Raw genomic sequence first — 23,258 nt, 5'->3', positions numbered from 1 at the left:
TTACACAAGAATGCAGATACAATTTTGGAAATATCAGGGAACTGGAAATGATTTTGTTCTAATTGATAACCGTAATAATATTATATCCCCGGATAACAAAAAGTTGATTGAACACCTATGTCACCGAAGGTTTGGCATTGGTGCAGATGGTTTAATGCTATTAGAGAATGCTGAAGGATATGATTTTCGAATGAGGTACTTCAATTCGGACGGTGGTGAAGCGAGCATGTGTGGAAATGGTGGCAGATGTATAGTTGCTTTTGCATATCACCTGGGGATTATCAAAGATAAAACATTATTCATTGCCGTAGATGGAGAGCATGAAGCCTTGGTGAAGGATGAAGATAGTTTTGTTCAGGTAAGTCTTAAAATGATTAATGTGTCTGGCATCGAAAAGGGAGAAAATCATTATTACATGAACACCGGTTCGCCACATTACGTTAAATTCATTGATTCCCATGCAAACTTTGACACCTATAAAAATGGTAAAGTCATCCGATACAACGAAAGGTTTGCAAAAGAAGGTACAAACGTAAATTTTGTTTCTTTTAACGATGAAGGTATACAAGTAAGTACCTACGAACGAGGAGTAGAAGATGAAACTTATTCTTGTGGTACAGGTGTAGTGGCATCGGCAATTGGTTCCGGCTTTGAAAAAAACAAAGAACATTTCAAAATAATAACCAAAGGTGGAAATCTGGAAGTTCGATTTGAAAGATTAGACACACAAAATATCAATAATGTCTGGCTTATTGGGCCTGCAACAAAAGTATTTTCCGGTACTGTAAATATTTAATATCGCTGTTTCGATTGTATGAAATTCATTCTCACTAAACTCTTAAACAACAAAAGCATTTCAAAAGTTTTTCTTTTTTCATTGCTCTCCATTTCAATGGGATTAATTCTTGTATTTGGTTTATTTGTCATTCAACAAGAAAAACAAAAGTTTAAACGTGAGTCACTTCAAATAAGGCAAGATTTCTTAAAAAACCAGAAAAAAACCTTACAACAGGAAACACAAACTCTCATCAATTACATTGAAAATGAAAGGTTACAAACCAGAAACCTTTTAAAGAAAGACATAAGCAGTAGAGTTTACGAAGCACACAGCATAGCCACTAATCTATACAAAAGCTATAAAGACAAACTATCAAAAAAAGAACTTCAAAAACTAATTATCAATGCATTAAATCCTGTCCGCTTTAATAATGGTGATGGTTATTTCTACATCAACAAATTAAATGGGACCGTGGTCATGGATCCTGAAAATCCTGAATGGATTGGACGAAACAAACTGCAGGTAAAAGATGTTTATGGTGTTCCGATTATTCAAAATGAAATTGAAACTGCAAAATCAGCAGGAGAAGGTTATACCGACTATTCCTGGCAAGTTGAAAACAGTCAGAAAATTCATCCAAAGATTTCCTTTGTTAAACTATTTAAAGAGTTCGATTGGTATATTGGCTGCACTCAATACGTAAATAATTACAAGCTTGAAATTCAGGAGAAAATTTTAGATAAAATTACCGATTTACGATTTGATGATAGTTTCACTATTGCAGTCATAAGCTTCGATGGAACATGCCTCGCCCACACCAATAAAGCGTTAATTGGAGAAAATCTATGGACTACATATGATGGAAATGGCAGCCAGATTGTTAAAGAATTCATTTCGAGAGGTACTGATTCTGAAGGTGGATTTATAGAATATCTTGACCCATTTGCCAACTCTAAGGATCTACCCTTGCCTAAATTAACTTATGCAAAAGCCTACAAAGATTGGCAATGGGTGATTGGTTCAGGCATTCATTTAGAAGAGTTGAATCAAACTATTAAAAATCGAAATAATGAATTACAAGCAAACGTAAATAATTATATTCTGAATGGAGTAATTCTGGTTATATTGGTTGTAATTTGTATTATCATTTTCTCGAGATATGTTGTTAAGATTACAAAAAATGGCTTACATGTTTTCACTAGATTCTTTGAAAAAGCAGCATCTGAGTCACTGAGAATAAACACTTCCTCATTACAATTTAAGGAATACAAAGAGTTAGGTGAACTAGCCAACCAAATGATTTCAAAACGAGACAATATTGAGCGACAGTTAAATATTGAAACTGCATATTTTGAGCAGTTATTCGAAAATTCACCGGAAGCAATTGCCATTACCGATATTGAAAGTAAAGGAATTAAAATCAATAAAAAATTCACTGAACTTTTTGGTTACACTTCGGAAGATATAAAAGGAGTTGTTACAGATAACTTACTGGCTGATGAAGAAAGACAAGGAGAAGCAAATAAATTAAACAGCTTAACTACCAATGGGCGACTGGTTGAAATAGAAACAAAACGAAAGTGCAAAACCGGTGAATTAATTGATGTGTCAATTGTAGGAAATCCTATTATAATTGATGATAAACCTATTGCAATTTTTGGTATTTATCGTGACATAACACAACGAAAACTATATGAAAAACATTTGACTGAGGCCAAAAACAAAGCCGAAGAATCAGATCTTTTAAAATCAGCATTCTTGGCAAATATGTCTCATGAAATTAGAACTCCAATGAATCATATTATCGGATTTACCGATATTATGACTTCTCAACACATCAATGAAAATGAAAGACTTGAATATGGAGAACTAATAAAACAAAGCAGTAACAACCTACTACAGCTCATCAATAACATTATTGATTTGTCAAAAATTGAATCGAGACAAATCAATTTGAATTGGGCAAATTACAATTTAAATGGAATTCTTACTGTTCTATTTGAGAAATTTTACGGGCTAAAAAATAGTATCAATAAATCTCATATCACACTACAAGTACAAAAGGCATTAAGCGATAAGGATTCTCTTTTGTTTACCGATGCAAAAAGATTAGAACAGCTTTTATCCAACCTACTCGATAATGCAATAAAATTTACAAATGAAGGTTCAATAGAATTTGGATATCAAACCATAGAAAATGAATCTGCAATTGAAATATATGTAAAAGATACCGGCATTGGCATTCCTGAAAATGCTTTAAAGGATATCTTTATGTCATTCAGACAAATTGATGGATCAGACACCAGACAATATGGTGGAACCGGATTAGGTCTTACAATAAGCCACAGACTAACTGAGGTTCTAGGAGGAAAAATAAGAGTAGAATCAAAGGAAAATGAAGGAACTTGTTTTTATATACAGTTACCATTTAGTTTGGAAAAAGAAGATGAATTGCAAAAGGAAAACCACTACAATTGGAGTGGGAAGAAAATTCTGATTGTTGATGACCAAAGAAATAACTTCACTTATTTTAAAACAGCAATAGAGCACACTCAGGCCCAAATATTTTGGGCTAAAAATGGCATTGAAGCTATTTCATTGTGCGAATCGGTTAAAGTTGATATTGTTTTAATGGACATTCAAATGCCAGTGATGAATGGCTACGAGGCTACCAAAAGAATCAAGCATAGAAATGCTGCAATTCCAATAATTGGACAAACGGCTTTCGTTGAGAAAGAAAATAAAACAAAAGCCTTTGCTGCAGGTTGTGATGATTACATCGTGAAACCAGTTAAAACAAAGACTTTATTGGATTCTATCAATAAGCAATTCTCAATTAATTAATCCCATTTTGTACCTCTGTCTTCTTGTTTGTAGTTTTCGATATAGGACATTGCATCTTTGAAATCAGTGGCAAAGTAGAACAATTTACCGTATTCAGGTTTAGCAAACTTTTCTTGATAAGACAGTTCAAATTGAGCTTTTAAATTCTCATAAAAGCCATTTGTATTAATAAATACAATCGGTTTATTGTGATAGCCCAATTGCTTTAATGTGATTACTTCCAATATTTCCTCTAATGTTCCAAAACCACCAGGAAGAGCAATAAAAGCATCCGATTTTTCGCGTAGCAGCTTTTTCCTTTCAGCCATATCTGGCGTAATAATTAATTCATCCAAAAAGTCGGCAGAAATTCCATAATCATTAATCAGCTTTGGAATTACTCCAAGTACTTTTCCTCCCGATGTTTTCACAGATTCAGCTACCTCGTTCATCAAGCCAACATTGGTTCCTCCATAAACCAAGCCATGATGATTTGAACCCATTAATTTTCCAAGTTCAGTAGCTTCCTTAAAATACACTTTATCCAAGGAATTGCTAGAAGAACAAAACACACAGATATTCATTACACTTAAATTTAAGTCAATTATTCAAAAAAGCCCCTGAGAAATTCTCAAGGGCTTCTGTTTTGTATTTAAAACTTATGCATCAATATTTGCGTAAGTTGCATTTTTCTCAATAAACTCCCTACGTGGTGGAACTTCATCTCCCATCAACATTGAGAATACATGATCAGCTTCAGCTGCGTTTTCAATGGTTACCTGACGTAAAGTACGGAATTCTGGATTCATTGTAGTTTCCCACAACTGTTCCGCACTCATCTCACCAAGACCTTTGTAACGCTGGATGTGCATAGAACTTTCTTTTCCTCCGCCCCACTCTTCAATCAAGCGAAGTCTTTGATCCTCGTTCCAGCAATATTCTGCATTCTTTCCTTTTTTCACCAAATACAATGGAGGAGTTGCAATATACAAATACCCATTTTCAATAAGTGGCTTCATATAACGGAAGAAGAATGTCATAATCAAAGTTGCAATATGGCTACCGTCAACGTCGGCATCACACATGATAACGATCTTGTGATAACGTAACTTTTCCATATTTACAGCCTTACTGTCGTCTTCGGTACCAAAAGTAATTCCTAAAGCTGTAAAGATATTTTTAATCTCATCACTTTCGAACACCTTGTGTTGCATCGCTTTTTCAACATTCAAAATCTTACCTTTCAATGGTAGAATTGCCTGGAATTTACGATCACGACCTTGTTTAGCAGTACCACCTGCCGAATCTCCCTCGACAAGGAAAATCTCACAGTTTGCAGGATCCTTATCAGAACAGTCAGATAATTTTCCAGGAAGACCTGAACCACCAAGAACCGTTTTTCTTTGTACTAATTCTCTTGCTTTACGAGCTGCATGACGAGCCGTAGCTGCCATAATCACCTTTTGAACAATAGTTTTAGCATCTTTTGGATGTTCCTCCAAATAATTCGAAAGAGAAGCACTAACAGCTTGATCAACCGCCGCAGAAACTTCAGAGTTACCTAATTTGGTCTTTGTCTGTCCTTCGAATTGTGGTTCTGCAACTTTTACAGAAACAACCGCTGTTAAGCCTTCACGGAAGTCATCCCCACTAATGTCGAATTTCAGTTTTGCCAACATACCTGACTTTTCTGCAAAATTCTTCAAGGTACGAGTTAACCCCCTACGGAAACCAGTAAGGTGAGTACCACCTTCGATGGTGTTAATGTTATTAACGTACGAATGAATATTTTCAGAGAAAGAAGTATTGTATTGAAGAGCAATCTCAACAGGAACATCGTTCTTTTCCGTTGAAACATGAATAGTGTCTTCAATTAAACGCTCACGAGTTGTATCAAGATATTCAACAAACTCTTTCAAACCTTCTTCTGAATAGAAAGAATCCTGACGATATTCTCCTTCTTCATTCTGTTCTCGTTTGTCGGTAATGCACAAACGAATATTTTTATTCAAGAAAGCCAACTCTCTCATTCTTGCCGCCAGAATATCATACTTGTATTCTGTGGTTAAGAAAATTGATTCGTCTGGCTTAAACGATACTATAGTTCCTGTAACATCGGTTTCACCAATAACTTTGATATCATCGTAAGGTTTTCCTTGCGAATACTCTTGCAAATACACCTTACCTTCACGATGAATTTCAGCACGCAAGTGAGTTGACAATGCATTTACACAAGAAACACCAACACCGTGCAGACCACCAGAAACTTTGTATGAATCTTTATTAAATTTACCACCAGCATGCAGTACAGTCATTACTACCTCAAGAGCTGATTTTTTCTCTTTCTGATGAATTTCAGTTGGAATACCACGTCCATCATCCTTAACCGTAATAGAATTGTCCTCGTTGATAAAAACTTCAATATTCTTACAGTAACCTGCAAGAGCTTCATCAATCGAGTTATCTACCACCTCATACACCAAATGGTGTAAACCTTTAACATTAACATCTCCAATGTACATGGAAGGGCGTTTACGAACCGCTTCCAAACCTTCTAATACCTGAATACTATCCGCGGAATATTCGGCATTTCCATTTGGTTTATTCTCTAAATCACTCATCTAACAGATCTTTAGTTTTCGAAAAAGAAATTAGAAGACAATCAAAAATAGACTCTGATTATCAATTCCAAATTCTAATATTTTTTGTGCAAAATTCAGAAAGTTTAATGGCTTGGATTTTAATTCTCGAAAATTGGAAAATGAACCATTCATACACAAGATCAAAACTCTTTAATATCAACACTTTACCAATCCACTAAAGCCAAAAAACAAAAGTTAAACAAAGATAATAAAAATGATGAATCTAAAGGCAGGAAAATCATTAAAAATAATGCACAATCGTGGTTTTTGACGAAGACAATTTAAACGCAAAAATTAGTAAAACCCAAATTAAGTTTATGTTTATTTGAAAATCACTATCTTAAAAAGAAACTGATTGCCCTCTTCGTGGTCGTTTCATTTTAAATTTGAGGATAAAATTATCTACATTCTTTCCTGTTTCGGTAACACCATATTCACGCAATTCAAACAGAGTTGTTACGTTTTTAAAACCTTTGGGCATGGCCTTCCACATTCTATAAAATACAACCTGCACATTTTCGAGGTCTTCATCATCTAATTTTAATTTTAGCACTTCTTTACCTTTAGGCATAGCATATACACTAACACCGTGCTTTTTCCAGCTCAAGGCCTCTTCTGCTACAAAAGACATATTTAAAGTATCTCTTGTGATATCAAACAAGTAGGTAACTCCAAGATCGTCTTTACCAATATCCATTAAAATCTCTAAGGGCTTTCTGTCATTATTAACAGACAGTTTCCAGCGTTCGGCCTGTTGAGCGAACACCGAGCCCGATGTCAATAACAAAGTAATTAATGAGATAATGGTGCTCCCATATCGCGAAGTACGGTTCAAATTCATGTGGTTAAGAATGTTTAATTAAAATAAAGCTAGCAAAAACTATTCAATCTACAATATATTATCGTCAACAATAACAAAAGGGATGCCAGTAATGACATCCCTAAATATTTTGATTCTTTTTAATTCTTATACCAATAACTAATTAAAATACTCATTTATTGCAATTCAATTTGTAACTGATTACAGGTTAACTTTTATTCCCAATAAGAAATTAAGTCCTTGAGAAGGATATCCATCCCACTCGTAATACTTATCAGCAAATAAGTTATTCACTTGTGCAAAAGCTGAAAAATGCTCATTCACACTATATGTAGCTCCTACATTTAAATCATAAACGGCCTCTAACTTTTTCACTTGAGTTACATCATATCTTACAAGTAAAGAAGATCGCTCTCCAATCATATTAACCCCTGCGTTAAAAGTTAAATCATCGGTAAAAGAATATTTTGCATTCACTTGCATCTCAAATTCCGGCATGTGCCATGCTTCTCCTAATTCATCCATTGAATAATTGTTGTACCAAACAGATGAATTCAATTCTAACTTCTCGGTCCATCCAATTGTTAATTCTGCTCCCAATCGAAGTACATTAACATCATCGTAAACAACTCCAAATTTATTGGAATATGGAACACCTGAAATGGTCATCCCTTGAGGAATTAAGATATTATTTTGAATAAAGAAATATTGATTATCGATAGCTGAATACTCTGCTTGTAAGGTAAACGATGAATTGGAAGACATACTTCCTCTAACTCCACCAAATAATTTATACTTTACATTGCTTGGCAAAACATTCAATCCTGAATAAATGAATCGATTTTCTTCTACAATATCTGTATAAGGATTCATCTTTAAATCTCCATTTAATCCTGCAAACAAACTCATTATTCCTTCAATTGCCTCGAAATCTACCTTTACATCAGGATAAAGTTTGGTTTCAGAATCATCACCAGTTGCCAAAACTGCATTCACTCCCAACTGAAGGTTAAAGTTTCCGGTTTGCAACAAATATTGAGGGTTTAAACTCCATTTTAAAGTTTTTCTTTCGGTAAGCCAGTTTGAATCTTCCCAATGGTTTAAACCATCAATGGCAAAATAATCAAACTCTGACTTTAAGCTCCAAAATGCATCTCCTCTTCTAATCCTGGCATTTCCTGAAATTACAATATCATTTTCTTTCGCATCAATATCATCAGAAAAGTGCTCGTACTTTAATCCCAAACCAAAATTCAATTGTTCCTCATCTTTAAAGTTAGATTGATACAAAGCATTCAAACCAAAATTGTTTAATTTTTGCTCATTGTAAGGAAATAAATTGGTAGTGCTTCCCTCTAGATCATCTGATTGTGGAAAGCCAAAATAATTGAATCCTGAATGCTTGTAAAACAATTTTCCTGATACCTTTCCTTCATCAAGGTATGCTGTTCCATATACTTCCGCCAATTGCTCAGAAAAATCAGGTTTCACCTTATCATCATCCTCCAATTTCAATTTTCCATTGGTCGAGTAATGTCGTAAATGAAAACCTATATCTGCAGTTTTTGATCGCTGATTATTAAATCGATAATCTCCAAAAAGAGTAGAATAATTTCCTCCTGCTAAAGTTAAAGTATGGGAATTCAATTTTTTTAATGGTTCTCCCACAATTTTAGCAGCAGGAATCTCTGTTGGCGAAAAACCTACATTTAAAGGTTTTGCCTGAATAAAATAATCAAAGCTTGGTGTAAACGTACTTGTATCTTTAATTACCGGAAGTTTCCCTAATCTTAAAGCCTTATTTATTTTTGGCTGATAAGTTGTTCTTACCTTAACTTCTTTATCTAACTCTCTTTGTTCTTGTGACAATGCAATTGAGTAGGAAAATCCGATAACTACAATTGCTAATAAAATCTTTTTCAACATTGTTTCTCTAATTATCATACTACTCAACTTCTTTCTCTTCTTCTAACATTTCCTGCAACATCAACCGTTCCTCATCTAATCCTAAAGAATCGCTTTTTGCCGAGTTTCCTTCGAATAGTTTTTGATTCTGAATGCTATCTGTTCCTTCAAACTGTAGTTCCACCGATTGGCTGGCAACTTCCTTCTCTTTAAGCTTTTCAGCTTCCAATAAAACATTCAGTTTTTCATGAGCGCGTTCTAAAATGCCATCTTCTTTCGAGCCATAATTGTCAACAATACTTTGTAGCGTATATTTGGCCTGGAATTCATCATTCTTTTTTAGGAAAACGTCCGAAAGCAACAAGAAACTTTCCGCCAACCAATAATGATGCGGCGAATTCATTTCAATAAAGTTGTTAATTTCTTTTTCGGCTTCATTAAATTTGTTTTGAGCAAAGTAGATTTCTGCAATCCTGAATTTTGCTTCAGCTCCTTCCACGCTTTGAACTTCCTTCGATAAGTTTTTGAAGTCTTTTAAAGCATGTGCTTTTCTATTCAGATTCAAATGAGACTTAGCTCTTTTAAAAGTCGCTTCACGAATCATCTCTTCTTGAATTTTCGGCATTTCCAACACATTGCTCGCAGCATCAATGGCCAAATCGAACTCACCCAAATTGTAAACCGAACGCATCAAGCCAACCTTAGCAACATTAATATTTTCAGGAATCTCTGCAGTTTTTATTAATCTTTGATATTGATTTTTAGATCTATCAAAACTTTTATTTCTAAAATTCAATTGAGAAGCCGCCAACAAAGCTTTTTCCGTAAATAAATTATCCGGTTGATTAATCACCTCTTCAAATCCAACAAGAGCACTTTCATAATCCTGACTATTCAAAGCTGCATCAGCCTTGTAATATTGAGCATTCAAGCTAAACATTCCTGATGGGAAATTAGAAAGATAATTTTCAAAAGCTCTAATTCCCTGCTCTGTCTCACCAGACATATACAATCTTTCTGCAGAAATATAGGTCAATGAATCCTTCTCGGAACTCCTTACCATTGAACCATTGCCTACCGATTCAACAAATGCAAAATATTCATTTACTTTATTTAAATCGACATATACGTTCTTAAGACCAATTAGTGCACTTTGCTTTTCTTGACTTTTCGGATATTCAGTAATTACTGCTTTATAATTTATAATGGCTTTATTATATTCTTTCAGATTGTAATTCATTAAACCCAATTGCACCAATGATTTTGCAGCAAAACTACTATTGGAGTGATTTTTAACCAATTCTTGATATAAATCGGCAGCTTCACGTTGCTCATTCATCTTCACTTTAGCTCTTGCCAACTCATACAATGCATCATCAGAATATTGTGATGTTGGGTATTTGGTTTTCACTTGTTCAAGCAATCTGGCTTTTTCGTTCGGTTGATTTAACAATCCCATACAAAAAGCTTGTTGATACAAGGCATAATCAGCATCCCAACCTGCTGTAGAAGCTGCTTTTGCATAAAATTCTGCTGCTTTATTGTACTCTCTATCCAAAAAGAAACAATCACCAATACGATTGTATGCATCCGAAACAAACTCGTCCTTTTCGTTGGCCTGATTTACAAACTTTCTGAACCAATCCGATGCCTCATTATATTTATCCATATCAAAATTGGCATAAGCGATATTATAATAAGCTTGTCCAAAATAATCAGAAGTTCCCGATCCTGGCGAAACCAAGAAAGTTTTAAATTGTGTAATTGCCTCTTTTAAATTGCCCAAACGATAATTTGCTTCCGCTTTCCAATATAATCTCTCGGCTGAAATATTAGAGTTGTACATGCGGTATTTCCAAGACAAATCGAAAGCTTGAATGGCTTCTTCATACTTCAGTTGTTTCATTAACTCCAAACCATGAAGGAAAGATACACGCTGATACGCCTTCTCAATTTCAGGCGTTTTGTTCCTGATTTTATCCATTGAAGCAATGGCATCCGAATAGTTTCTGGTGGTCATGTACACCTTCACCAAATAATCGTAAGCCTCATCATTTCGGTCCGAATCGGGATATTTTTGCAAATATTCATCGAAGGCCTTAATGGTTTCATTAAAAGGAGAATAAGACAATTCGTAAGTTAGCTTGGCATAGTTGAACAAAGCATCTTGCTGCATATTCTTATCGAAATCCATTCTTGCTGCACTGGCAAATGCCGCCTTGGCTCCATTTTTATTTCCTGATTTTAAGTAAGAATCTGCTAAACAGAAAGTCGCCACCTGAAGCATTTCATCATCTTCACCTCCCACTTTTTCGAACTGTGGGATGGCATCTTCATATCTTTTTTGCTTGTAAAGACAATATCCATAAGCAAATTTTTCTTCGCGAACCAAGCTCTTCTTTCCTTTTTTAAGATATGTTATGGCTTTGGCATATTCCTTTTCCTGATAATAAGCCAAGCCAATCATTTTGGCAATTTCATCCTGGCGCTTCACACTTGCATCATCCAAATATTTAGGTGCATAACTTAAAAGATCCTGATATCGTTCTTGCAAAAAGTAAATCTGGCAAATGTAATAAGGTACAATTGGAGCAAAAGTTTTATTGGGCTCCAACTTTTCAAATCCGCTTAAAGCGGTTTGGTAATTCTTATTTAAATAAGCAATGTGCGAATAGTAGTAATTTGCAGGAGCATTGTAATCACCCGATACCTCAATAATCTCGTAAAAATTCTTTCTGGCATTCTCATAATCCGCTTTTCGAAAATACGAATAAGCAATCTTAAATCGGTATTCAGTTAAATCATCATTTTTCAACAAATAAGGGTCAACCTGCTTAAACCACAACAAAGCTGCCTTGTATTTTTTGTTGCGATATTGCTGGCGTCCTAATTGAAAATAGGCCAATTGAATTTTATTGCTCTCCGGGTAATTTCTAATAAAAGCTTTCATCTCCTCTTCTGCACCAGGGCGAAACAATTCAATAGAGCAAAGCGCCTTGTAGAACTCTGCTTGAGATCTTTTATCGGAAAATTCAGTACTACTTCTATTTATAAACTCTTGAAACTCTTTGCGAGCAGCTCCAAAATTCTTGTTTTGAAACTTTTCATTGGCCGATTGCCAAATTTGAGCATCGGAATAATGATTTAAAGATTTTTGAGCTTGCGATGGATTGCCGATACTTATCAAAAGTAGCGACAAAAATATCCATAATAAATATCTGCTTCTCATGCTTTTGTGTGTAGGTATTATTGAGTGAATTAATGATTCCGAAAGTACTATACTTACAGTATTTCGTAATTTTTAAAACCAGCCTTAAAGGTAAAAATAATATACTTCTTTACAGTACTTTCAAACGAAGCTTCTTCAGAAAAATTGTCTCTTTTGTTAAGAATTAATGATGAAGAAAAAAGTGATACGAGAAATAATTTTTTAGATTTGTAAATCGACGTATTTATTACAACTCGCAAAACGAACACAAATGTCAGAATCTGCAATAATAGAATTAAAAAATGCTACTATCCGTCAAGCGGATAACATTATTCTTACCGATGTAAATCTGAAAATCGAAAAAAACGAATTTGTTTATTTAATTGGTAAAGTAGGAAGTGGTAAATCGAGCCTACTAAAAACTTTATATGCAGATTTGCCTTTATCTGAAGGTGGTGGATCGGTTGCCGGATACTATCTTCCAATTATCAAGCGCAAGCAGGTTCCGTTCTTACGCAGAAAAATTGGAATTGTATTTCAGGATTTTCAATTGTTAACCGACCGATCGGTGAAAGATAATTTAGAGTTTGTTTTAAAAGCAACTGGTTGGAAAAACAAAAAAGAAATCGAAAACAGAATTGTAGAGGTACTGGAAAAGGTTCACATGGGCAACAAAGGTTACAAAATGCCGCATGAGCTATCGGGTGGTGAACAACAGCGTGTTGTGATTGCTCGTGCCCTACTTAATTCTCCAGATATTATTCTGGCTGACGAGCCAACTGGGAATTTAGACCCTGAAACTTCGGATGAACTGGCACAATTGATGATGGATATTAGCAAGAACGGACGAACTGTAATCATGGCCACACACCAACACGATTTGCTAAAAAAATTCCCTGCCAGAACCGTGGAGTGTATCGATGGCAAGTTGGTGGACAAATCAGCTCCTGAATTTATTCCTGAATCTGCTAACAATGAAAGTGAAGTCAACCAGTAAATTATTTGAGAAAACCTGAACCATACAACAAGGAATTTGAACAATTAAAACTGAAACACAGTTTAATTTTTCCGCTCGCTTTTTTGATTCTAATTTGGGCGATTAAGATTTTTGAATGGGGATTGGGTTTAAACTTTACAAAACTGGGTGTTTTTCCATTACATATTAAAGGTTTGCTGGGAATTATCACAAGTCCTTTAATACATGGGGATTTTCAACACCTCATGGCCAATTCAGTACCTTTTCTTGTGCTAAGTTGGGGAATCTTTTATTTCTATCGACCTCTGTCATACCGAATTTTTATTCTTTGTTACCTAACTACCAATATTTTGGTTTGGATAGGTGCTCGTGAAGCCTATCATATTGGCGCCAGCGGATTGGTGTACTCATTCGCTTCTTTCCTGTTTTTTAGTGGTATTTTCCGAAATTACTATCGTTTAATAGCCATTTCCTTTGTTGTGGTTTTCCTTTATGGAGGATTTTTTTGGGGGATCTTTCCAATCTTAAAGGATGTTTCCTGGGAAGGACATCTGTTTGGAGCCATTTCCGGATTAACTTATGCTTTGGCTTATCGAAACGAAGGACCTCAAAAACCACAAGTGATTATTCCGGAAGATGATAATAGCATTCCTGAAGAAATTTGGAATTCTGAACACCTGGAAAACAAAGAAGAATTGCGTAAGTAATTGGAAACTACGACTCCAAGAATAGGTAAAGTCAACTTAAAAATAAAAAACGCAAAGGAATGTAATCCTCTGCGTTTATTCTAAATATATTTTTGTGTCCTTACAAGACTCTTATTTCTTTTTATAATACTTCATTGCTTCAGGAAGAAAAGCTTTTAGGTTTGCCACTCGAGTATCATCTGCAGGGTGAGTTGAAAGAAACTCTGGAGGTTTTTGTCCACCACTTTCGCCCATTCTTTTCCAGAATTCAACAGCTTCAGCAGGATTGTAACCTGCCATTGCCATAAAAATCAGCCCCATTTTATCAGCTTCATTTTCATGAGAACGAGAGAATGGTAGCATTACACCAACATTGGCACCAACTCCAAAGGCAGTCATCCAAATCCTTTGTGTCTCTGCAGGTTTTTCATTTAAAGCAATTGCCAAACCTTGTCCCAAAGCTTGAATTCCCATTTGTTGACTCATGCGTTCATTACCATGACGCGCTACGGCATGAGCAATTTCGTGTCCCATAACCACTGCCAATCCGGTTTCAGTTTGAGTGTATGGTAAAATACCTGTATAGAAAACTACTTTTCCTCCAGGCATACACCATGCATTTGGCATATTATCTTCTACCAAATTAAATTCCCATTTAAAATTGGCAACTCTATCTCCCATTCCATTGGCATTCATAAATTCTTCTACCGCCTTAGCGATACGATCGCCACAAGATTTAACCATGGCTACTTTCGCTTTGTCTTTCGAAAGTTTATTTTCCTTCAAAAAGGCATCATATTGCGTAAGACTTGTGGAGATCATTTCACTTTCCGGGAAAAGATTCATTTGCTTACGTCCGGTGATTGGTACAGTAGCACAGGCTGCCAATACAAATACCAATCCTGCTAATAGTACGTTACGGGTTGTTTTGCTTGTCATTATTATTTGGTTTTTAGTTTATTCTGAAATTTCTTCTTGTAACTGATCCAATAATTCCTCTACACTAGTAACGGGAATTTTACAAGTTCTATTTTTACAAAGATAAAAAGTTGTTTGTTTAGAAACATAACGATTTTTCAACAAAGGCAACTCACTCTCTGTTAAACTTCCTGAAATAAGCACATTAGGCAAAAACAAAGATTCTATTTTTTGTTTCTCGCTTAGGGCCGAGTCACCCACTACGACCAATTCGTAGGTTGAATTAGCCAAGTAAAAAAACAATTGTCCCCAATTAAAATGATAGGATGGTACTTTTAACATTCGTTCGTAAACATTGGCCAACATTTGTTTCGATCTTTCCTTGAAAGTTTCCTTATCCAGGTAGATTCCCAATACGAAAAGAGATTTTGCAATAGAAGAATTTGATGATGGAATTACATTGTCCAGCAGTTCCATTTTTCTCGCTATTAAATCAGGATCCTCATTAGATGTATAGAAAAACATTCCTGATTTTTCGTCTGAAAAATGTGCCATTACCACTTTCATCAATCGATCAGCTTTAATTAAATAATCTTCTTTAAAACTGGCCTGATATAAGGCAATGTAAGCTTCAATGGTAAAAGAATAATCATCAAGAAAAGCATTGATTTTCGAAACTCCATCCTTGTAATTTCGGAACAAATGGCCTTCTCCTTTCATCAAGTTTGTCTCGATAAAATGCATTGCTTTCTCAGCTCTTTCCAGATATTCTTGTTTTCCCAATGCCTTGTAAGCATCCACATATCCTTTAATCATCAAGGCATTCCAACTGGTTAAAGCTTTGTCATCCAAACCAGGACGAATCCTTTCTTCACGCTTTGACAACAATTTATTCGAAGCTTCCTTCACTTTCTCATCAAATTGTTTTGTACTAATTCCCAATCTCTTAGCGATCTCATTTTTATCGGCCGAAATCATTAAAATGTTTCCTTCTTCCCAATTCGCTTTTTCGCTAACACCAAAATACTCGCAAAACCATTCGGCATCTTCCTTTAAAACACTTTCTATTTCTGATTTTTCCCAAACATAGAATTTGCCTTCAACACCTTCGCTATCGGCATCCAAAGAAGAATAAAATCCTCCATTGGGCAAACTCAGTTCGCGATCAATAAAATCCAAAGTCTCCTCCATTACCCTTTTGTACTCTGTAATTTTCGTCAAGCTATACGCTTCGGCATACAAACTTACCAATTGAGCATTATCATATAGCATCTTTTCAAAATGAGGGACTTTCCAAATTGCATCCACCGAATACCTGGCAAAGCCACCTCCAATTTGATCATAAATTCCTCCTGCCGCCATTTTATCCAGTGTAAGCACCACATGATCTAAAGCTGATCTATCTTTGCTCGCATGATAATATCGAAGCAAAAACTGAAGAGAACCTGGCAATGGAAATTTAGGGGCGCGATTATTACCACCTTCAAGTTTATCGAAATCCTTCTGCCAATTTTCATAACCCGATTTCATATCATCCAAATCAAATAGTTTGAGTTCCGATTTTACTTCAATCAGTTCATTGCTCCTTACTCCTTCTGAAATCTGATCAGCCACTTTTTCAACTTTATCTTTCTCGCTTAGCCATGCATTTTGAATACCTTGCAATACTCTTACCCAATCATTCGGTCGAAAATAGGTTCCTCCAAAAAATGGTTTTCCATCGGGCATGGCAAAACAATTGAGTGGCCAACCACCACTACCCGTCATCAATTGCACAGCATCCATGTAGATCCTATCAATGTCAGGTCGCTCCTCTCTATCTACTTTAATACAAACGAAAAATTCGTTCATAATTTTAGCAATCTCTTCATTCTCGAAACTCTCGCGTTCCATTACATGACACCAATGACAGGCAGCATAGCCAATACTAACCAGTATTACTTTATTCTCATTCTTTGCCTTTTGCAAGGCTTCTTCTCCCCATGGATACCAATCAACTGGATTATGTGCATGTTGCAACAAGTATGGACTATTTTCCTGAGACAATCGGTTTGTATGTTGAACTTTCATTGCTTTCTTATTATTCTGAGAGCAAGATTCGATTGGAAACATCCCAATCAGTACGATTAGCGCTACCGTAAATCTATATCTCTCAAGAAGGTGTAACATTCATTAAAGATATAATTTATTTTAAATGATTCTAAATAAAAAAGCAGCAATACCATAATGGTACCACTGCTCTCCAAACCAATATTATTTTATTATATCTTATACCATATATAAAAAATAGAGAGCTATTTTAAGCTCTCGAATAGTTTAGGTATAATGCCGATATATAATTTGTTAGTCATTAGAAGTGAAACGTACTAATGGCTGATACAAATTAATAATCGGTATTAGCCACCAACACTTGCTGAAATTCCATACTCCGCAAATATATCTTGTGCTCTTGTCAATTCATCCTCACTTGGAACCTCCATATTTTCCACCAAATATTCCGATCCCAATTTTGTATGCTTGTGTTTTCCCACATCGTGATAAGGCAACAAATTCACTTCCTTGCGCTTCCAGGGAATTGTAGACAAGAAGTCCGCCATTCTCTCAACTGTTTCCTCATCAGCATTCACGCCTTTTATAAAGGGAACCCTGATAATGAAGTCAGCATTATTTTCTGCCAACAACTGGATATTCTTTAATATCAATTCATTATTTACCCCTGTATATTTCCTATGTACTTCCGATTCGAATGCTTTAAAGTCAACCAGGAATAAATTGGTTCGCTTGGCGACTTCCAATACAACTTCTGATTTGGCAAACAAAGTGGTATCCACAACTCTGTGAATGTCTTTTTCTGCACATTTGTCCAAAATTTCGATCAAACTTTTGTGGTGCATTAATGGCTCACCTCCCGAGAAAGTAACGCCACCTTCCGAATGATCAAAGAATATGGTTTCCCTTTCAATGATCTTCATCAACTCATCGCTCGAGTATACTTTCCCAGACATCTCGATGGCCTTGGTAGGACAAATCATGGCACACTTGCCACACAAAGTGCATTTTTCAACATCGGTTACAATGCCTTGCTTTGTAAGTTGTAATGCAGATTCCGGACAAATTTCAACACACTTTACCGAACCAATGCATTTCGATTCGGTATACATTTTTTGCGCATAGGGCGATATGCTTTCTGGATTATGACACCAGACACAGGACAAAGGACAACCTTTATAAAAGATTGTCACTCTAATGCCCGGCCCGTCATTGATTGCATATCTTTTGATATCAAAAATTAATGCTTTACTCATTAAAACGATTCATTTTCTGTTCTGTCGATTACTTCCTGCTGCAAATCTGCATTCATATCGTTGAAGTAATCGCTATAGCCTGCCATTCTTACCAATAAATCCTTATAATCTTCAGGAGTTTTTTGTGCAGCCAACAAAGTTGCTGTATCCACAATATTAAACTGAATGTGGTGTCCTCCCAGTGAGAAGTATGATCTGATCAATTTCGATAATTTGGCAATATCTTCATCACGCTTTAACAAACTTGGCAAGAAACGCTGATTCAACAATGTTCCTCCTGATTTGGTATGATCCAGCTTGGTAAGCGATCGGATTACCGCAGAAGGTCCGTGTGTATCACATCCGTGAGATGGTGAAGTTCCATCAGAAATGGATTTTCCTGCCAATCGTCCATTTGGAGTAGCTCCCATAACTTTACCAAAGTAAACATGACAAGTAGTTGAAAGCATATTCAGATGGAAAGTTTCTCCTTTGGTATTTGGTTTTCCATCAATTGCTGCAAACAAATCATTGTAAACCTTTAGAGCGATATCATCAGCAGCATCATCATCATTTCCAAAGAATGGCGTATTGTTCAGAATGGTTTGACGTAATACTTCCTCTCCCTCAAAATTGATTGCTACAGCATCCAATATGGTATCAATACTGAAGTTCTTATCCTCGAAAACATGTTTCTTTAAAGTCGATAAACTATCAGTTACCGTTCCCAATCCGGTACACTGAATGTAATTGGTATTGTAACGCGGACCAGCATTGTAATAATCTCTGCCTCGAGCAATACAATCATCTGTAAGAACAGATAACAAAGGAGCTGGTGCATATTTGGCAAACATTCTATCAATGTAATTGCTCACCCTAACTTTCTGATCAACAACAAAATTCAGTTGTTTCAAAAATGCATCGTACAACTCATCGTAAGAAGTAAATGTTCTTGGATCTCCTGTTTCGATACCAGCTTTTTTGCCAGTTACCGGATCGATTCCGTTGTTTAAGGTTACCTCAAGAATTTTAGGAACATTCAAATATCCAGTCAACACGTAAGCTTCCTTACCAAAGGCTCCAACTTCAATACATCCACTGCATCCTCCTTCGCGAGCATCTTCAATGCTTTTTCCATGTCCCAACATCTCCATGATGTAAACATCCGGATTAAATACCGAAGGATAACCATGTCCCTGGCGGATTACATTACATCCTGCTTTTAAAAATCTTTCAGGAGTTCGCGAGCTAATATGAATGGAACTTCCCGGCTGTAAAATGTGCAGGTCTTCAATAATGTCAAGCATGATATAGGAAACCTCACTTACCCCGTCGGAACCATCTTTTCTTACACCACCAATGTTGATGTTGGTAAAATCGTTGTAAGTTCCACTTTCGCGAGCTGTAATTCCAACCTTTGGAGGTGCCGGCTGATTGTTCACCTTAATCCAGAAACAAGAAAGCAATTCTTTGGCCTCATCTCTGCTTAATGTTCCTTCAGCCGATTCTTTATTGTAAAAAGGTTCAAGATGCTGATCGAAATGACCTGGATTCATAGCATCCCAACCATTCAATTCCGTAATGGTTCCCAAGTGCATCCACCAGTACATCTGAATGGCTTCCCAGAATGTTCTTGGAGCATTGGCCGGAACCCAACGACAAACCTCTGCAATATTCAGTAATTCTGCTTTTCTGTTTTCGTCTTCTTCTTTCGCTGCCAATTCTTCAGCCAAATCTGCGTGGCGTTCCGATAACAAAATTGCGGCATCACAAGATATGGCCATTGCCTGAAGCTCCTCTAATTTATCGGTAGCCTCATCATCGTTCATATAATCCAAACGATCGATATGATCCTGAATGTCTTTCTTAAACTCCAGTAATCCTTTTTTATAAATCTTACCGTCTAAAGTAGTGTGTCCGGGTGCACGTTGTTCCATAAACTCCGTGAACAAACCTGCCTCGTAAGCTGCCTTCCACTCCTCTGGAACATGATTAAAAATTCTTTCTCGTTGGGTACGACCTTCCCAGTAAGGAATTACTTCTTTGGCATAAGTATCAATTTCTTCCTGCGAAATGGTATAGCGCTGCAACTCACGAGTATTTAAAACATTTAAGTCATCAACACTATGGCAGGTTAACTCAGGAAAAGTTGGAACCGATTTTGGAGAAGGTCCACGCTCCCCTACAATCAATTCACCATCGCCAATGTAAATGGTTTTGTGCTTACATATTTCGTAGAAAGTTTTGGCACGCAATACCGGTATTGAGTATTTGCCGTAATTTTCCTTGTAAAACTCAGTTTCAATTAAAGCTCGTTCAATGGAAAGCGATGGTTCAGTATCAACACTTACTCTTCTTAGTTGCTTAATCCTTTCATTCATGCCCGGACCTTGTCCGTTGTTCTTATCGAAGTTACTTCCCGACTTTGCCGCTCTTTGCGGAATGGTTTTATCTATTGTCATTGTTTTTCAATTAATCAATTCGAAACGATGTTTTTGGGTACTGCATATGCATTCCATAAAGGAATATCAGTACTTAAAAATAAAATGTAGCTTGTGACAGCAAAGTGCACTAACACATTGCCATTGGAAGGACAATTGTTTAAGAATAGATTATTAAACAACTAAAAAGTCTGCGGTAACTGTATGTTAAAGTATGGTTCACGTACATATCAACATCTTTTAACTGAACCAAATTTACGAAATATTATTATCTGAGATACAAATCACAACTAAATTCTTGTAATCTATAAATGATCTTAACAAAGGGATGATATAACCATGCATATCATTGCTTTTTCATTAACTTACAGCTGCTTTTCATCTACTCTTGATAAAATATGAAATTACGCCAGCTTTTACTCATTGCAATTCTTGCCTCTTTTTTATTCTTGAGGTGCACTAAGCAGAAAGAACAAATCCGATATGAAGAATTGAATTTAGCTGAACTATTCAATTATTTCATGAATACTAGCGATAGCATTGAGGAACAAAAGCTTATTCAATTTCTTAATGATTCAATTGTAAAGCATCCTTATGGGATGTTTTATCCTTATGAGTTTATTGATACATTATCACACAATATAGAATTTAAACTTTGTTTTGATTACGACTCATACTTGGATTATGAATGGGTCAAAATTAAACACAGGAACGTGTTCTATGTGAACATTGATCGCAATAATCAAATAAACTCAAGAATAGGAGACAAATTACATTTAGATACTATAAAACCTCTCTTTAAGCATTTCATCTTAAACAAACATGAGAGTGAAGATCTTCCTGAAAAAAGAATCATGATTATTCCACTTCTAAATACCGTTCAGGTTAGTAAAGGAGCATTATATGTAAAAACACAATTAATTCCAGATTCAACCCTAAAGAGAACAGACTGGAAATTAATTAAAAAAGTGATTAACATAGCAAGCTCATCTATAATGGAATTAAGAAACGAAGGTGCTCAATTCTACTTTGACAAAACTTACATTGAAGCTTCCTTAAAAGAAAAGATGGCTCTCATAGAATATCATCCAATTGGAATTTGGTTTTATCCCAATGGATACAATCCCAAACCACCTACTCCTCCAGTTCCTGTATTGTCAAAGGAAGTAATTAAAATTCTTGAATTAATAGATGAAGCTGAAGAAGAATTGGAAATCCTCGAAGAGTAATTTTCTCACAAGACATTCTTTTCCAAAACATTTCGGCACCATACTTGTTTTAAAAGCATGGGAACACTATTAATACTATTACAGATGTTAACGAATGCGGACACAAAGGTATTGGCCAATTTCACCAGCAGTTCGAATCTATCGGATTGGTACATTGTAAACGATGTGGTTATGGGTGGCAAATCGGATTCAGGAATTTTTCTGAACGGTAACAATTGTGCCGTGTTTAAAGGCTATGTTTCCCTTGAAAACAATGGTGGTTTTGCCATGGTAAAGCATATTTTTGATCCCATTGAAATTGATTCTCATTCCAAAATAGTGATGAAAGTAAAGGGAGATGGCAAGAGGTATCAAGTCCGATTAAAATCAAAGGCATCTCAGGCTCATTCACACATCAATTACTTTGCAACCACCGGTGATTGGCAAGTTATTGAGATCCCGTTCAAAGATTTCTATGCCAGTTTTCGTGGCAGACGCTTGAATTATCCGAATTTTAATGCCGACCAATTGTCGGAGCTAGCTTTTTTAATCGGTAATAAAAAAGCTGAAGAGTTTCAATTGAAAATCAAATGGATTGCTTTGAAGTAAGCATCAGGTATACTTCATAAACTTCACAATCAAATCAACAATGGCTTGTGAACTTTGCTTTAAGGATTCACGGATGTCTCTTGTTGTCATTAAATCAGTGAATCCAGGTAAGGTTTTTGATTCTTCCTTGCTTAATTTCTGATATCCCATACTCCACTCCGGGAAAGATCTTTGATCAATTCTCTCCTCTAATATTTTTACAATATTGGTGTGGCGCTTATCTTTTTGCAAGAGATCATACAGCGTGAGAATCGTGTCCGATTCTCCTTCTATCACCTGAATAAAAATTTCATCGTTGTAAAGAAGTAAACCTGTTACTCCGTTTGCCAAGTTCTTCGGTCTGATTTCAGACAATAACTCATCGAGCTCCAACTCGGAAAGTTGGTTCCTTGAAAAACTTACATATACGATATGAATTAGATTAGGCATAGATTAAAGTTACAAAAGATCTTGAATCTTTTTATATGGACATCTCAATATACAAATACCTTACTAGCTCTCTTATCAAAAAAGCAACATCAATCGCCAATCTTTAATTATATTAGGCTCTATTATTAAAATCCGATAGCATGAAGATCAATTTAAAAGAGAACTTTGACAATATTAAAGATTACTTTTCACCCAAAGTGCTTGGCGAAATTAACGATGTATATGTTAAAATTGCCAAAATCAAAGGTGACGAACTGCCATGGCACGACCACAAAAACGAAGATGAAATGTTTTTGATTATCGAAGGAAGTCTGTTAATGGAAGTAGAAGGAACAGAACCTTTTATTATGAATGAAGGCGATTTGTTTATCGTTAAAAAGGGGCTTCAACATAGGGTATCATCGGCTAAGGAATGTAAAATCATGTTAATTGAAAACAAATCTACAGCTCATACAGGAGATATTAAATCTGATATTACAAAAGATATTACGGATCAACTAAAATAAAAACTGATCAGAACAATAAGAAAAG

Annotated in this window: 17 protein-coding genes; 7 read left to right on the top strand and 10 right to left on the bottom strand. The window is 35.7% G+C overall.

Going from position 1 to position 23,258, the window contains the following annotated elements:
- The first annotated feature begins 10 nt into the window (after window positions 1-10).
- Together dapF and NQ163_RS05020 are read left to right on the top strand one after the other, a co-directional pair.
- Complete coding sequence (dapF, locus tag NQ163_RS05025; RefSeq protein WP_268189186.1) at window positions 11-796, top strand: diaminopimelate epimerase; 786 nt, start codon at window positions 11-13, stop codon at window positions 794-796.
- Window positions 797-892: 96 nt separating this feature from the next.
- Window positions 893-3,622: a cache domain-containing protein gene (locus tag NQ163_RS05020; RefSeq protein ID WP_268189185.1), complete on the top strand. Its 2,730-nt coding sequence runs from the start codon at window positions 893-895 to the stop codon at window positions 3,620-3,622.
- Here the strand turns inward: NQ163_RS05020 and NQ163_RS05015 are convergent.
- The 5 genes from NQ163_RS05015 to NQ163_RS04995 form a co-directional block, all read right to left on the bottom strand.
- Entirely contained in the window at window positions 3,619-4,185 is a 567-nt protein-coding gene (locus tag NQ163_RS05015) for a TIGR00730 family Rossman fold protein (RefSeq protein ID WP_268189184.1), read from the bottom strand. The genes NQ163_RS05020 and NQ163_RS05015 overlap by 4 nt on opposite strands.
- A gap of 75 nt (window positions 4,186-4,260) precedes the next feature.
- Entirely contained in the window at window positions 4,261-6,222 is a 1,962-nt protein-coding gene (gyrB, locus tag NQ163_RS05010) for a DNA topoisomerase (ATP-hydrolyzing) subunit B (RefSeq protein ID WP_268189183.1), read from the bottom strand.
- 361 nt (window positions 6,223-6,583) lie between these two features.
- Window positions 6,584-7,084 (bottom strand): hypothetical protein, encoded by a 501-nt coding sequence (locus tag NQ163_RS05005; RefSeq protein WP_268189182.1) that lies wholly within the window; start codon window positions 7,082-7,084, stop codon window positions 6,584-6,586.
- 180 nt (window positions 7,085-7,264) lie between these two features.
- The gene (locus tag NQ163_RS05000; protein WP_268189181.1) at window positions 7,265-8,989 is read right to left on the bottom strand and encodes a TonB-dependent receptor; all 1,725 of its coding nucleotides are present in this window, start codon (window positions 8,987-8,989) and stop codon (window positions 7,265-7,267) included.
- Window positions 8,990-9,008: 19 nt separating this feature from the next.
- Window positions 9,009-12,197, bottom strand: coding sequence for a tetratricopeptide repeat protein (locus NQ163_RS04995; RefSeq protein ID WP_268189180.1), 3,189 nt, complete (start codon window positions 12,195-12,197; stop codon window positions 9,009-9,011).
- A 250-nt stretch (window positions 12,198-12,447) separates the two neighbouring features.
- On the opposite strand from NQ163_RS04995, the gene NQ163_RS04990 reads away from it, so the two are divergent.
- Both NQ163_RS04990 and NQ163_RS04985 read left to right on the top strand, forming a co-directional pair.
- Window positions 12,448-13,173 carry a cell division ATP-binding protein FtsE gene (locus NQ163_RS04990; RefSeq protein WP_268189179.1) on the top strand — a complete coding sequence of 242 codons (726 nt, stop codon included), beginning with the start codon at window positions 12,448-12,450 and terminating at the stop codon, window positions 13,171-13,173.
- A 5-nt stretch (window positions 13,174-13,178) separates the two neighbouring features.
- Window positions 13,179-13,859, top strand: a complete 681-nt coding sequence (locus NQ163_RS04985) for a rhomboid family intramembrane serine protease (protein WP_268189178.1) — start codon at window positions 13,179-13,181, stop codon at window positions 13,857-13,859.
- A gap of 111 nt (window positions 13,860-13,970) precedes the next feature.
- On the opposite strand, the gene NQ163_RS04980 is transcribed toward NQ163_RS04985, so the two are convergent.
- The 4 genes from NQ163_RS04980 to hypD form a co-directional block, all read right to left on the bottom strand.
- The gene (locus NQ163_RS04980; RefSeq protein WP_268189177.1) at window positions 13,971-14,777 is read right to left on the bottom strand and encodes a M48 family metallopeptidase; all 807 of its coding nucleotides are present in this window, start codon (window positions 14,775-14,777) and stop codon (window positions 13,971-13,973) included.
- 18 nt (window positions 14,778-14,795) lie between these two features.
- A complete protein-coding gene (locus tag NQ163_RS04975) occupies window positions 14,796-16,826 on the bottom strand; it encodes a thioredoxin domain-containing protein (RefSeq protein WP_268189176.1) in 2,031 nt (676 codons plus the stop codon).
- Between the two features lie 326 nt (window positions 16,827-17,152).
- Complete coding sequence (locus NQ163_RS04970; RefSeq protein WP_268189175.1) at window positions 17,153-18,061, bottom strand: glycyl-radical enzyme activating protein; 909 nt, start codon at window positions 18,059-18,061, stop codon at window positions 17,153-17,155.
- On the bottom strand, window positions 18,061-20,502 hold the full coding sequence (gene hypD / locus NQ163_RS04965; protein ID WP_268189174.1) for a trans-4-hydroxy-L-proline dehydratase: 2,442 nt from the start codon (window positions 20,500-20,502) through the stop codon (window positions 18,061-18,063). The genes NQ163_RS04970 and hypD overlap by 1 nt, the downstream gene beginning before the upstream one ends.
- 500 nt (window positions 20,503-21,002) lie before the next feature.
- Here hypD and NQ163_RS04960 point away from each other — a divergent pair, with 500 nt between their 5' ends.
- Together NQ163_RS04960 and NQ163_RS04955 are read left to right on the top strand one after the other, a co-directional pair.
- Entirely contained in the window at window positions 21,003-21,710 is a 708-nt protein-coding gene (locus NQ163_RS04960; RefSeq protein WP_268189173.1) for a hypothetical protein, read from the top strand.
- Window positions 21,711-21,767: 57 nt separating this feature from the next.
- Window positions 21,768-22,298: a CIA30 family protein gene (locus NQ163_RS04955; protein WP_268189172.1), complete on the top strand. Its 531-nt coding sequence runs from the start codon at window positions 21,768-21,770 to the stop codon at window positions 22,296-22,298.
- Between the two features lie 3 nt (window positions 22,299-22,301).
- Here the strand turns inward: NQ163_RS04955 and NQ163_RS04950 are convergent, their stop codons facing one another.
- Window positions 22,302-22,727, bottom strand: a complete 426-nt coding sequence (locus tag NQ163_RS04950; protein WP_268189171.1) for a BLUF domain-containing protein — start codon at window positions 22,725-22,727, stop codon at window positions 22,302-22,304.
- 140 nt (window positions 22,728-22,867) lie between these two features.
- On the opposite strand from NQ163_RS04950, the gene NQ163_RS04945 reads away from it, so the two are divergent.
- Complete coding sequence (locus NQ163_RS04945; RefSeq protein ID WP_268189170.1) at window positions 22,868-23,233, top strand: cupin domain-containing protein; 366 nt, start codon at window positions 22,868-22,870, stop codon at window positions 23,231-23,233.
- Window positions 23,234-23,258: the final 25 nt, after the last annotated feature.

The sequence above is a fragment of the Marinifilum sp. D737 genome (assembly GCF_026672275.1).
Classification (GTDB): Bacteria; Bacteroidota; Bacteroidia; order Bacteroidales; family Marinifilaceae; genus Marinifilum.
This window is presented reverse-complemented; position numbering and strand designations above follow the sequence as displayed.